The organism is Aeromonas sp. s4, assembly GCF_040907855.1.
Classification (GTDB): domain Bacteria; phylum Pseudomonadota; class Gammaproteobacteria; order Enterobacterales; family Aeromonadaceae; genus Aeromonas; species Aeromonas caviae.
The window spans coordinates 98881-112124 of the sequence record NZ_JBFOCP010000049.1 but is presented as its reverse complement, the minus strand read 5'-3'; the positions used below and the strand labels follow the sequence as shown (position 1 = coordinate 112124).

The window sequence follows — 13244 nt, the reverse complement described above, 5'->3', positions numbered from 1 at the left end:
AAAAAGAGGACAAGGGGTCAGTGGTTGACGCCCGCTAGGGTGAGCAGGAAGGCAAACTCCTGCGCCGCACGCAGCGCCGCCGTTCGGGGGGCGCCCAGGTGGCCGCCGTCGAGTTCGGTGCGCAGCAGATAGGGGCCTGTTCCCGTGCTATGGGATCGCAGGCGGGCTATCCACTTGAGGGGTTCCCAGTAGGGCACCTGACTGTCGTGCAGGCCGCCCGTCACATAGACGGGGGGATAAGGGGCCTTGTGCAGGTTGTCGTAGGGGCTCAGGCTGCGCATCGCGGCATAGTCACCCGGGATGGCCGGATTGCCCCACTCGGCGTACTCCTGCCGGGTGAGGGGCAGCTCGGGATCCTGCATGGTGCCCAGCAGGTCGACGAAGGGAACTTGCAGCACGGCCCCGGCGAAACGGGTGGGCGCCTGGTTGAGTGCCGCTGCCACCAGCAGGCCGCCGGCGCTGCCGCCCATGGCAAACAGCCGGGCGGGATCGATGGCGGGATCCCGTGCCAGGGCATCGGCCACGGCGAGAAAATCATCCACGCTGTGCTGTTTGTCCCGGCCACGACCCTCCCGGTACCAGGATTCGCCGAGCAGACCGCCCCCGCGCACATGGACGATGGCGTAGACGAAGCCGCGATCCAGCAGGCTCAGCACCCGGGGCTGGTAGTAGGGGCGCATGGGGGTGCCGTAGGCCCCATAGCCGTAGAGCAGCAGTGCCCTGGGGTGGGTAATGCCCTTGCGCCAGACCAGGGAGACAGGCACCTTGACCCCGTCCTTGCCCGCGATCCAGCGCCGCTCGCTCTGATAGGGGGAGGTGTCCCTGGTCTCGGGTGTCCCCTCCCAGGCGCCGGAGGCAAGATCCAGCCAGCGCTGGTGAGGTGGCTCGGCCATCCCCTGGCGGCGAATGAGCACCTTGTCGCTGGCCGGTTGCTGGCTGCCCTGGATCCAGGCCGTGCCTGCGCCATCGGTGAGCGGCAGGCTGTGGATCAACGCACCTTTGGCGTCCAGCACATCGAGCCAGTCATCCCCTTCCTTGCGGTATTGCAGCACGGTGTGCCGGGCAAAGAGGCGCCACTTCTCGAGTTCCCGGCCCTCGCCGGACCAGAGCCGTTGCCACTCGCCCTTTGCCACCAGGCTCAAGTCGGCCACCTGATAGAGGCCGAGGGCGCCGTCCCGGTTGCTCTTGAGCAGCACCCTGTCCCCCTGGGTATCCAGGTAGTATTCGAGGCCGCGCTCGCGCCCCTTGAGCAGGTCGGCCCGACCCGCGTCCAGCAGGTATTGCTCCGAGCTGTCGTGGTTGTTGCTTTGCAGCACCAGGTGGCGGCGATCCGTGGTGTGATAGAGGCCGAGCAGCCAGGCGGGATCGCGCTCCTCATACACCAGGGTCTCCTTGCCATCCTGCCAGGCCAGCAGTTGCCAGGGGCGCAGGGTCTGGCGCTCGTTGGCGAGGGTGTAGAGGGTCTTGCCATCCAGACTCCAGAGCAGATTGCCGGCGCGGTGAGGCAAAGAGGCCAGAGTCTCGCCACTCGCCAGATCCAGCAGGGTGATGCGGTAGTCCCGATCTCCCCTGCGGTCTTCGGCCAGGGCAAGCAGGTGCCCGTCCGGGTGCAGGGCCCAGGCGGCGAGCTCGTAATACCCCTCGGCAGGTTGGCGGGGAGCCAGCCGCTTTCGGGGAGCGTCATTGGCGTCGCGGCGTTGCCACAGGCTGCCGTCCGCCTCCATGCGCCACTGGCTGCCAGCCTGGCTCAGCCAGTCGTCCGGCACGGGGTCGCCCCGCTCCCGGCCCTGCCACTCCGTCTGCAGGCGCTGCACCAGTGGCGCCTGGCCGGCGAGCTGCTGCTCGGTCCAGCGGTTCTGCTCGCGCAGCAGCGTCAGGAGGGCGGGATCCTGGCGGCTGTCGTCACGCCAGCCACCATAGGGATCGAGACGGGCTATCTCCCCCTTCATCAGTTGCGGGCGCTCGGGGATGAGGGGCGCGGCCTCCAGGGTTGCCTCAGGCAGGGGGGAGGCGGGGGCCGGCGTGGCCAGCAGGCTGGCCAGGATCAATAGGCTGTGCATCAGATCCCCACGAAGGTGTAGCGCAGGCTGGCACTCAAGGTGCGGCCGCTCTGGGTGAAGAGGGAAGCATCGGTCCCGGCTTCCAGCCCGGCCACATCCTGATAGCGGGTGTAGCGGGTGTCGAACAGGTTGTCGAGCTTGAGGTTGACCTTCAGGGCGTCGGTGACCAGCCAGTCGGCCGTCAGGGCGAAACTGAGCCAGCCGGCACTTTCGAGGCAGTCCCCCTGGCGGCCGGTCAGGCTGTTGCCGCAGGTGGGTACCCGGCTCATGGCGGCGGCATAGTCCGCCTGAATGCCCAGACTCCACTCATTGGCCTGATAGCTCAGACGGGTGTTGCCCTCGAGGGGCGTCAGGGTGCGCAGCGCTTCACCTTTGTTGTCCTCGCCATCGACCCAGCCGAGCTTGGTGGCGAGCTCCCACTCCTGGGTCAGCCAGTAGCTGGCGGCGAGTTCGGCCCCCCAGGTTTCGGCCTTGGCGACGTTGCGATATTGGCGCAGGATGACACCATCGCTCAGGCGCAGCCCCACCTCGCGCCAGTCGATGAAGTTGTAGTAGCGGTTGTAGAAGAGCGCTGGCTTGATGCTCCAGTTGTCCCCCTCGCCACTCAGCCCCCACTCTATGCTGTGGCTGGTTTCCTCCTTGAGCCCTGTGTTGGCGATGATCTCGAAGGGCGGCAGGGCGAAGTAGTGGGGGATGTTGCCGTACACCTTGTCGTAGGAAGGCGCCCGGAACCCGTTGGCGTAGCTGAGCCAGCTGCGCCACCGGTCGTTGAAGCGGTAGCTGGTGGCCAGGCTCGGGGAGAGGTGCCAGCTGTGGTTGCTGTCGTTGCTGCCGTCCAGCGGCGTGAGCCACTGGTGATCCATGCGCAGGGTGGGGGTGAACTGCCACTGGCCCAGGCTGGCCACGTCGCCGAGCCAGACTCCGGCCCTGTCGGTACGGGCGCGGCTGAAGGGGGCGGACTGGCCGGGTTGGGGAATGCCGGCCTCCAGACTCAGCTTCTCCACCGGCCGCTCGTGGGTGGTGCGCTCTAGCTCGATGCCGTAACTGAGTTGATGGGCGAGATGGCCGGTGGCGAGATCCCGGCGCACATCCAGCTCGGTACCGATCCTGTCTTCGGTGAAGGTGGCGAGCTCCCGTTCGCTGCGATAGCGCGGATAACCGCTCAGCAGATCGTTTTGCAGCAGGCTGCGCTTGTTGGCGGTGTTTTTCGAGTGATTGCCGTAGGCACTCCAGGTGAGGCTGTCGGCCAGTATTGTGTCGAGGTTTCTCGCCTCCCAGGCCAGCTTTCCCCCCTGCGTGCGTTGGCTGCCCTGCTCGTGGTACTGGCGCACCTGCCACTTGCCATCGGGCTGGGGCACTTCGCGCGGCCCCTGATCCCGTTCGGCGTTGTCCTCGAAGTAGTCGAGTTCGAGGCGCAGCAGATGATGTTCGTTCAGCTGGATGCGAGAGCTGGTGGAGGCGCTGAGGCCATCCAGATCCGCCGGGATGCGGCTCTCGTCGTAGTTGGCGGTCTCATGTCCCTGCCAGCCGGAGAGGCGCAGCAGGTGTTCGGTATCCCGTATCCGGGCGGCGCCGGTGGCGCTCAGCTTCTGCTTGTCACTGTTGCCATCGTGCAGCACCTTGCTGCCGAGATAGGCATCCTGGCCCTGAAGGTAATCTTCCGGCTGCTTGGTGCTGATGACGATGGTGCCGCCGATGGCATCGGAGCCATGGAGGGAGGAACCGGCTCCCTTGGCTACTTCTATCTGTTTGACATCGTCGAGATCGAAGCTGAAGCGGCCCACCTTGTCGTTGAGGTCGTCGGCGCCAAAACCGTCGCTGACCCGCACCCCGTCCTTGATGATGAGCACCCGGTTGCCGCCCATGCCGCGGATGATGATGTTCTGGGGGCGGCCGGCGGAGCCGGTCACCGAGACGCCGGGTTCGTTCTTGAACACATCGGTGAGCTCGGTGGCAACCTGGCGATCCAGATCCTCCTCCGTGATGACGGTGATGGAACCCGACACGTCGGAGAGCTTCTGCTCGATGCGCTGTCCCTTGACCACGATGGTTTCCCGCCCCTTGAGTTCGGGGGGCATGTCCGTTGTGTCGACCCCGGCGGGATTGCTGGCAGCCAGCGCCGTACCGGACAGCAGCATGGGCCAGTAGTGAAGCAGTCGAATTTTCATATTTGAGAATAATTATTATTTAAGCCTGAAGGGCGCGGATTATTGCAGAGGGAGTCAAGTAGATCAATAAATGACAATCATTATCATTTTGTTTTTATGATATTGATCGAATTAAATTTTTTGAGAGTTAAATCAGTAAGGTGGTGGCATACGTTTGCGAATGACGCCATGAGAAACAGGAGGACGGGGGTGGTGCGGGCAAGAAAAAGCCCGCCATAGGGGCGGGCTCAAGGAGGTGGGCTGGCGCAGATCAGGGGGCGCGATAGAAGCGATTGAGCTCGTTCATCACCTGGATCAGGGTGCCCATGTCCGGGGTGCCGTGCTTGATGGGGCGATAGGTGTCACGGTCCAGCAGCTCGAAGTCCCCCTGCTTGTTGAACTGGGTGATGGTGTTGCCCTGATAGATGGCGAAGTCATTCTGATCCCCCGCCAGCAGCCAGGTGCGTGTACTGGCTTCGAACAGGTTGCGCCCCGTGCTGTAGTCACGATAGGGGTTGCGTACACCCAGCATGTTCTTCATCAGGGTCGGTACCAGATCCAGGTGGCTGCTCGCCTGCGCCTGGGGCGCAGGTTCGGCACCAGGCCAGGCCAGCACCAGGGGGACCTGCACCTGATAGGTCGAGTAATTGCTGCCATAGCCCCAGCTGTTGCTCTGGGTCTCGTTGAACTCCTGACCGTGGTTGGAGGTGACCACGACGATGGTCTGATCATCAAGCCCCTGCAATTGCAGTTGGGTCAGCATCTGCTCCAGCAGTTGATCGGTATAGAAGACCGCGTTCTTGTAGCGGTTCTCCAGCTTCTGCAGGTTCTCGGGCCGATAGGCAGTGGCCGGGTTGAAGCGGGTCAACTCGGGCTGGAAGGGGCCCTTGATGCTGGCTGGCACCTGATAATCCCCCGGGCTAGAGAGATAGACCAGAGAGAACCAGGGTCTGTCCGCGGTGCGCGTGCCAAGCCACTGCTGCCAGTCGTCGATGAGCCTGCGGTCATCGGTCTGGCGGGAGACGAAGACCTGCTTGCGCAGACCCGCAAGCAGGCTCTGGCGATACTGCTTGGCATCTTCCAGTGCACCGAACAGGCCGAACTGGTAGTCCTGACGCAGCATCTCGTCGAACAGCACGGGGGGGCGCTTGTCGGCCCGGATGTCCCCGTAATAGTGGCCGGGCAGCCCGTAGAAGAGGCTGAACATCCCCATGGCTTCATCATTGCCACCACTCATGTGCTGGCGGAAATTGAAGTGGTTGTCCGCGTAGCGTTGCAGATTGGGCATGTTGATGTTGTTGAGCATGTCGGCTCGCAGGGAGTCGACCACCACCACCAGCAGGTTTTTGTGATCGCTGGGTGCGCTCACACTGAGGGGGCGCAAGGGATAGAGCAGACGGTGCTCAGCGCTTCCCTGATCTTCGGCCTTCTTCTCATACTGCTCGAGGTCGAGCCAGCCATGCTTGGCCAGGAAGCTTCTGGCGGTCATGGGGTAGGAGAGGGGGAAGTTGGCCCGCTGCATGGTGATGGGTTGATACAGGGTCGCATCCGCCCAGCTGTTGACCAGATGGGTCAGGATGAAGCAGACCAGCAGGGCCAGTCCCACCTGATTGCCGTACTGGCGGCGTTTGCGCTTGTTGATCTTGCGCCACACATAGGCCGACAGCAGCAGTTGCAGCAGGAAGATGGCGGGCACCGCCACGAAGATGATGCTCCAGATAGAGCCCTCTTCGGTCTGCGCCTGATCCAGCAGCAGTTGCCACACCTGGCCATTCAAGTGGAACTTGAACAGCTGGAACACCTGGGTGTCGATAAGCAGCAGCACCAGCGCCAGGGTGGCGATAATGGATGAAATGAAGCGCAGCGGCTTCTCCCTGGGCAGGATGAAGCTCAAGGGGAAGATGGTCAGCAGATAGGTGACGAAGCTCAGGAACGAGAAATGACCTATCCAGCTGATGACGAGATAAGTCACGCCGAGCGTAGTCGACGGCCAGCTGATGGCGCCCAGGTAACGGGTCGAGATCAGCATGGCCAGGATGATGTTGAAGAAGGAGAACCAATGCCCCCAGGTGATCAGGCGAGAGACATTATCGCGATAGGGGTTGCCGGTTTCGACCATAATGATCCATCTGCTTGAAAAACATCAAAGAATGCGAAGAAACTCAGTGCGCATCGTGGCGATGGCCCACCGAGGCGGTGAGTGCCTGGATGAACTTCTCGGTGATCGCCTGGCGCTGGGCCGGGGCCATGCCGTTGATGATGTTGGTGGTCAGGTTGCCAAGGACCATCAGACTGAGATCCACCGGTGCCTTGTGTTTCTCCAGGGCGGTGATCAGGTCGTTCATCAGGGCGTCAAACTGCTCGTTATTGTACTTTGATACGATGGGCATAATCTTGGGTTCACCTCGGTTCAAAGCGCCTTATAATACTTCACCCTTTCGGCTAACACTATGGCTTTGTGACATGAGTCTCGATATCGACAAGATCATTCTTCACTCCCTGCGGGCGGGCAACGATGGCCAGCCCCACGCCGATACCCGCAGCCAGACCCTGCCTGCCGACGAGGCGGTACAAGGGCTGATGGCGGAGCTGCATCGCATCTACAACGGCAAGGGGGGAAAGGGCTTTGGCTTCTTCGCCGATCCCGAGGCCGCCGTCGCCGAGCTGGCGGAGGGGGAAGACGCCCCCAAGCAGCCTTCCCCCGCCTTTCGCATCGCCCTGGAGCAGTTGCTGGCGGAGCAGACCGAGTTCGTCCCCTTTTCCGTCAACCTGACCCAGATGCTGGTCAAGCAGCTGGTGGAGCATGCCCTGGACGAGCAAGGGGTGTTGCTGATTGCCAAGTACAACTATGTGGGGGTGGATTACCTGATGATCGCCCTGCTGGAAGGCAAGGAGAGCGTCACCGTGAGCGAGGCGCTGGAGCTGCGCCACATCCAGTACCTGGATATCGGCAAATTGAACCTGGTGGCCCGCATCGATCTCACCGAGTGGAAAACCCAGGGGGATTCGCGTCGTTATATCACCTTCAGCAAGGGCCGGGTCGGTCGCAAGCTGGGGGATTTCTTCATGGATCTGCTGGGGGCCCGGGAGGGCATGGATGCCAAGATCCAGAACAAGGGGTTGCTGCAGGCGGTGGACGATTACTGCGAGAGCCGCCAGCTCGAACCGGCCGAACGCAATGACTACAAGAAGCAGGTCTTCAAATATTGCACCGAGCAGGCCAGCGCTGGCGAGGAGATCGAGATCAAGGAGCTGTCGGCGGAATTGCCCGGTGATGGGGACCTCGATTTTTACAGCTTCATCGGTCAGGAGTACGAGCTGGAGGAGCGCTTCCCGGCGGACCGCTCCACCCTGCGGGGCTTGACCAAGTTTGTGGGCTCCGGTGGCGGCCTGACCCTGAGCTTCGAGCAGAAGTTGCTCAACAGCCGGGTCTTTTACGATCCCCAGACCGACACCCTGACCATCAGGGGAGTCCCGCCCAATCTCAAGGATCAATTGCTGCGCCAGTCGTAATGTGATCCAGCCGTCATTTCTTGCAAAAAGGCACCGGAGTCCGCTCCGGTGCCTTTTTATTTAAGGGGGTGATGTAGATGGAAACCACCTCAGTACTTTTGTTAACACATTGAACAAAATATCGGGAATGAAAGGGTTTTCAGTGGGGTGAAATCCCTTTCAATGACGTAAATTAATTTCCTTTCTGTAATTTAATTTCCATATCTTGGCAAAAATATGGGGATATCCCTTCCTAAGTCGCTGAAATAAGAAAATGTTTTCATAACTTTCTGGAAGAAAATACGTAATTGCATTTCAAAAATGCGAGGCGTGTCATGTGAGGCATTGACTGCTTGGGATAATATTCATCTGCACACAATGCTCTTACAGCGCGGAACTAATACAAGGAAAGGCTCATGAAAAAGAAATTGCTGTCATCCCTGATCGGTCTGGCTACCCTGGGCGTGGCCTGCTCTGCCACTGCTGCCATTGATGAAGGTCAGCTGACCATCTGGATCAACGGTGACAAGGGCTACAACGGCCTGGCCGAAGTCGGCAAGAAGTTTGAAGCCGAAACCGGCATCAAGGTCACCGTCGCCCACCCGGATCAGGTTGAAGTCAAATTCCAGCAAGCCGCCGCCACCGGCAACGGCCCGGACATCTTCTTCTGGGCTCACGACCGTTACGGTGAGTGGGTCAAGTCCGGTCTGCTGGTTCCCGTGACCCCGAATGCCGCCACCAAGGCCAAGTTCGAGCAATTCGCCTGGGATGCCATGACCGTCGATGGCAAGACCTATGGCTACCCGGTCGCGGTAGAAGCCGTCAGCCTGATTTACAACAAGGATCTGTTGCCCAACCCGCCGAAGACCTTCGAAGAGATCGCCAAGATCGACGAAGACCTGAAGAAAAATGGCAAGCGCGCCATCATGTGGGCCTATGACACCCCCTACTTCAGCTACCCCCTGGTGGCTGCCAACGGTGGTTATGCCTTCAAGAAGACCGCCACCGGCTATGACGTCAAAGACACCGGCGTGAACAACGCAGGTGCCAAGGCCGGCGTCGGCTACATCTCCGAGATGATCAAATCCGGTCACCTGGAGAAGGGCATCGACTACGGTGTGATGGACGCCAAGTTCAACAAGGGCGAAGTGGCCATGATGATCAACGGTCCCTGGGCCTGGAGCAACCTGGACAAGAGCGGCATCAAGTATGGCGTAGCCCAGCTGCCGACCCTGAAAGGCAAGCCGGCCAAGGCCTTCGTTGGCGTACTGGGTGCCACCATCAACGCCGCCAGCCCGAACAAGGATCTGGCCATCGAGTTCCTCGAGAACTACCTGCTGACCGATGCCGGTCTGGCGCCGATGAACGCCGACAAGCCGCTGGGTGCCGTGGCCCTGAAGTCCTTCCAGAAGACCCTGGAAGCCGACCCCAACATCAAGGCCACCATGCTGAACGCCCAGAACGGCGAACCGATGCCGTCCGTGCCCGAGATGAGCCGTTTCTGGTCCTCCTTCGAAACCGCCCTCAAGAACGTCACCTCTGGCCGTCAGGGTGTTGACGAAGCCCTGGATACCGCTGCCAAGCGTATCGTCCAGTAAGCATGCACTACCCGGGAGGCCTTCGGGCCTCCCACTCTCTCAATCTCTCTTGGCGCAATAAAGGTTAATTGGCATGGAAGTAGTACCTTCTATCGAATCCTATGCCGGTCCGAAGAAAGACAAGTACGTCTGGCTGAAATGGACCATGGCGGCACTGATCGCAGTGCTTAATGGTTATGCGGCCGTGATGATGTATGCCAGCGGCGAGTGGGTATTTGCCCTGCTCGATCTGGTGGTCGTATCCGTCGGTCTCTATGTCTTCATGAACAAGAAGACCTATGCCCACCGTTATATTTTCCCCGGTGTGGCAGGCATGGTTGTTTTTATCATCTTCCCTCTTGCCTACACGATCGGCATCGCCTTCACCAACTATTCGGGATCCAACTTGCTCTCCCTTGAGCAGGCTCGGGATTACCATCTGAAAAAAACCTACAAGGTGACCGGCGGTGAATTCGATTTCACCCTCCTGGGTGGTGAGAACAATCAGTTTCAGCTGCTGCTGAAACAGGACGACCAATCCTTTATCAGTCAACCCCTTACCTTGCTGAACAACAAGGCGCGTACCCTGGCCGTCCGTGAAGGACGGGTCCGTGACGAGCCCCAGGTTGTTCAGTTGCAGCCTCTGGACGGGGCCACGGTCGGCGAGGCGGCACCCATTCGTGCCATCGTTGATCACCGCACCCACCTGAGTGCCCTGGATGTGGTACTGCCCGAAGGCAATATCCATCTGACCCTGAGCAGCCTGCGCAAGTTCGCCGCCCAGAAACAGCTCTATACCCAGCTGGTCGACGGCGCCGTGCTCAAGTCCGGCGTCATGATCAAGGACAGCAACCTGCTGCGTGACAACCAGAGCGGCGAGCTGATGCTGCCCAACGGTGACACCGGCTTCTACCAGTACATCGATGCGGAAGGTCACTTCGTCGGCAAGGGCGTTGCCCCCGGTTTCGTGGTGAGCGTGGGTTGGAAAAACTTCATGCGCATCATGACGGACCCGGGTATCCAGAGTCCCTTCATGCAGATCTTCGTCTGGACCGTGATCTTCTCCGCCTGTTCGGTGGCGTTCACCCTGGCGATTGGCATGGTGTTGGCGTGTCTGGTGCAGTGGGAGCAGCTCAGGGGGCGTGGTTTCTACCGGGTCATGCTGATCCTGCCCTATGCGATACCGGCGTTCATCTCCATCCTGGTGTTCAAGGGCTTGTTCAACCAGAACTTCGGTGAAATCAACCTGTTCCTGGAAGCGGCCTTCGGGATCAAACCGGACTGGTACACCAATCCCTTCCTGGCCAAGGTGATGATCCTCATCGTCAACACCTGGCTCGGTTACCCCTACATGATGATCCTCTGCATGGGCCTGCTCAAGGCCATTCCGGAAGATCTCTACGAGGCGTCCGCCATGGACGGGGCGGGGCCGGTACAGAACTTCTTCAAGATCACCGTACCGCTCTTGATGAAGCCGCTGACACCGCTGTTGATTGCCTCGTTCGCGTTCAACTTCAACAACTTCGTGCTCATCCAGTTGTTGACGAACGGGGCGCCGGACATCATCGGGGCCACCACGCCGGCCGGGACCACCGACTTGCTGGTGAGCTACACCTACCGGATCGCGTTCCAGGGCTCGGGTGGTCAGGACTACGGTCTGGCCAGTGCCATCGCCACCGCCATCTTCCTCATCGTGGGTGCGCTGGCCTTGCTCAACCTGAAATTGTCCAAAGCCGACAAGCAACTGTAAGGAGGCTTCAACATGGCAATCGTACAACCCAAATCAGTCAAATACCGGGTGTGGGCAACCCACCTGGTGATGTGGGGCTTCCTGGCACTGATCATCTTCCCGCTGATCATGGTCATCGCCATCTCGTTCCGTAACGGCAACTTCTCGGTGGGGGAGATCATCCCCACCAATCCGACCCTGGATCACTGGAAGCTGGCGCTCGGCATGTCCATCACCAACGCCGACGGCAGCATCACGCCGCCGCCGTTCCCGGTGCTGACCTGGCTGTGGAACTCCATCAAGGTGGCGGGCATCACCGCCCTGATGATAGTGGTGCTCTCCACCACCTGTGCCTACGCCTTCGCCCGTCTGCGGTTCCGTGGCAAGTCCACCATCCTGCAGGGCATGCTGATCTTCCAGATGTTCCCGGCGGTGCTGGCACTGGTGGCCATCTACGCGCTCTTCAACAAGATTGGTGACTACATCCCCTGGCTGGGTCTCAACACCCACGGTGGCCTGATCCTGGCCTACATGGGGGGCATCGCCCTGCACGTCTGGACCATCAAGGGCTACTTCGAGACCATCGACTCCTCCCTGGAGGAGGCGGCGGCCATCGATGGCGCTACTCCGTGGCAGGCGTTCCGCCTGATCCTGCTGCCCCTGTCGGTGCCCATTCTGGCGGTGGTGTTCATCCTGGCCTTCATCGGCTCCATCACCGAGGTGCCCATGGCCTCCATCCTGTTGCAGGATGTGAACAATCTGACCCTGGCGGTCGGCGCCCAGCAGTACCTCTATCCGCAGAACTACCTGTGGGGTGACTTCGCCGCAGCCGCCGTGCTGTCAGGCTTCCCCATCACGGTCGTCTTCCTGCTCGCCCAGCGCTGGCTGGTGGGCGGTCTGACCGCAGGCGGCGTGAAAGGTTAACGGTTCATGGCCGGGGGAGCTGGCTCCCCCCGTCATCACGATTTGCAAAGATTCAAGAGCGGAGCTCGACATGGCTGAAGTAGTACTCAACAACGTTCGCAAAAATTACGACCCGGCTGTCCACAAGGACACCCTGCGCAGCATCAACCTCGACATCAAGGAAGGGGAGTTCATCGTCTTCGTCGGCCCGTCCGGCTGCGGCAAGTCCACCCTGCTTCGGATGATCGCGGGTCTGGAAGACATCACCAGCGGCGAGCTGACCATCGGTGGGCGCTACATGAACGACGTGCCACCGGTGGAGCGCAACGTGGGCATGGTGTTCCAGTCCTACGCCCTCTACCCGCACATGAATATCTACGAGAACATGGCTTTTGGCCTCAAGCTCAAGAAGATGGACAAGGAGAACATCCACAAGCGGGTGATGCGCGCCGCCGAGATCCTGGGTCTCGAGCCGCTGCTGGACAGAAAGCCCAAGGCCCTTTCTGGCGGTCAGCGTCAGCGGGTGGCCATCGGCCGCTCCATCGTGCAGCAGCCGCAGGTGTTCCTGTTTGACGAACCGCTGTCGAACCTCGACGCCGCCCTGCGGGTCAAGATGCGCATCGAGATCGCCAAGCTGCACAAGGAGCTCAACTCCACCATCATCTACGTGACCCACGACCAGGTGGAGGCCATGACGCTGGCCAACCGCATCGTGGTGCTGAGCCCCCTCAAGGGCGAGGCGGCCACCAACCTGGAGCAGTTCGGCACCCCCCTCGAGCTCTACCACAACCCGGACAACAAGTTCGTGGCGGGCTTCATCGGCTCCCCCAAGATGAACTTCCTGGCGGGCGAGCTGGTGGAGATCGGTGAGCAGGAGTGCGTGGTCAAGCTCACCTCCGGCGATACCGTGCGTGCCCGGGTGGATGCCCGTCGCGGCGCGGTGGGCGACAAGGTGGAGCTGGGCATTCGCCCCGAGCACCTGGTGCCGCTGGGTCATGCCCATGCCGACAGCCGCGTGAGCGGCGTGGTGCAGGTAGCCGAACACCTGGGGGCAGAATCCTTTGTCTACATGGACGTGGATGGTCACGACTTCACCGTCAAGGCGAGCTCCGACATCGACGTGGCCACCGGCCAGGAGTACAGCGTCGGCATCCCGGCCGAAGCCTGCTACCTGTTCGATGCCAAAGAGCAGGCGTTCCCGCGCACGGCCAAATATATCCGCGCCTGAGAGGGCGAGAGTGCCAGGTTTTCCTTTCTATATGTTCAATGCCTTTTGCCGGTCGCAAGACCGGCTTTTTATTGCCCGTCATCCGAAGCCCGGGTTCCGGCCAGCGGG

At 60.9% G+C, this 13244-nt stretch carries 9 protein-coding genes; 5 read left to right on the top strand and 4 right to left on the bottom strand.

Features of this window, described 5'->3' with window-relative positions; all coding sequences use genetic code 11:
- Positions 1-17: 17 nt before the first annotated feature.
- The 4 genes from AB5Y89_RS17555 to AB5Y89_RS17540 all read right to left on the bottom strand — a co-directional run bounded on the left by AB5Y89_RS17555 (position 18) and on the right by AB5Y89_RS17540 (position 6597).
- On the bottom strand, positions 18-2060 hold the full coding sequence (locus AB5Y89_RS17555; RefSeq protein ID WP_368224220.1) for a prolyl oligopeptidase family serine peptidase: 2043 nt from the start codon (positions 2058-2060) through the stop codon (positions 18-20).
- A complete protein-coding gene (locus tag AB5Y89_RS17550; RefSeq protein WP_323950787.1) occupies positions 2060-4228 on the bottom strand; it encodes a TonB-dependent hemoglobin/transferrin/lactoferrin family receptor in 2169 nt (722 codons plus the stop codon). Before AB5Y89_RS17550 ends, AB5Y89_RS17555 begins: the two co-directional genes overlap by 1 nt.
- Positions 4229-4478: 250 nt before the next feature.
- Positions 4479-6326 (bottom strand): DUF3413 domain-containing protein, encoded by a 1848-nt coding sequence (locus tag AB5Y89_RS17545; protein WP_010674246.1) that lies wholly within the window; start codon positions 6324-6326, stop codon positions 4479-4481.
- A 43-nt stretch (positions 6327-6369) separates the two neighbouring features.
- Positions 6370-6597, bottom strand: a complete 228-nt coding sequence (locus AB5Y89_RS17540; protein ID WP_039038627.1) for a YejL family protein — start codon at positions 6595-6597, stop codon at positions 6370-6372.
- Between the two features lie 73 nt (positions 6598-6670).
- Between AB5Y89_RS17540 and yejK the strand changes: the two genes are divergently transcribed.
- The 5 genes from yejK (at position 6671) to AB5Y89_RS17515 (ending at position 13136) form a co-directional block, all read left to right on the top strand.
- Entirely contained in the window at positions 6671-7720 is a 1050-nt protein-coding gene (gene yejK, locus AB5Y89_RS17535) for a nucleoid-associated protein YejK (RefSeq protein WP_323950788.1), read from the top strand.
- A gap of 395 nt (positions 7721-8115) precedes the next feature.
- Complete coding sequence (gene malE, locus AB5Y89_RS17530; protein ID WP_010674249.1) at positions 8116-9297, top strand: maltose/maltodextrin ABC transporter substrate-binding protein MalE; 1182 nt, start codon at positions 8116-8118, stop codon at positions 9295-9297.
- A 73-nt stretch (positions 9298-9370) separates the two neighbouring features.
- Positions 9371-11026: a maltose ABC transporter permease MalF gene (malF, locus tag AB5Y89_RS17525; RefSeq protein ID WP_041215465.1), complete on the top strand. Its 1656-nt coding sequence runs from the start codon at positions 9371-9373 to the stop codon at positions 11024-11026.
- Between the two features lie 12 nt (positions 11027-11038).
- The gene (gene malG, locus AB5Y89_RS17520) at positions 11039-11929 is read left to right on the top strand and encodes a maltose ABC transporter permease MalG (RefSeq protein WP_010674251.1); all 891 of its coding nucleotides are present in this window, start codon (positions 11039-11041) and stop codon (positions 11927-11929) included.
- A 70-nt stretch (positions 11930-11999) separates the two neighbouring features.
- Positions 12000-13136, top strand: coding sequence for an ABC transporter ATP-binding protein (locus AB5Y89_RS17515; protein ID WP_010674252.1), 1137 nt, complete (start codon positions 12000-12002; stop codon positions 13134-13136).
- Positions 13137-13244 lie beyond the last annotated feature (108 nt).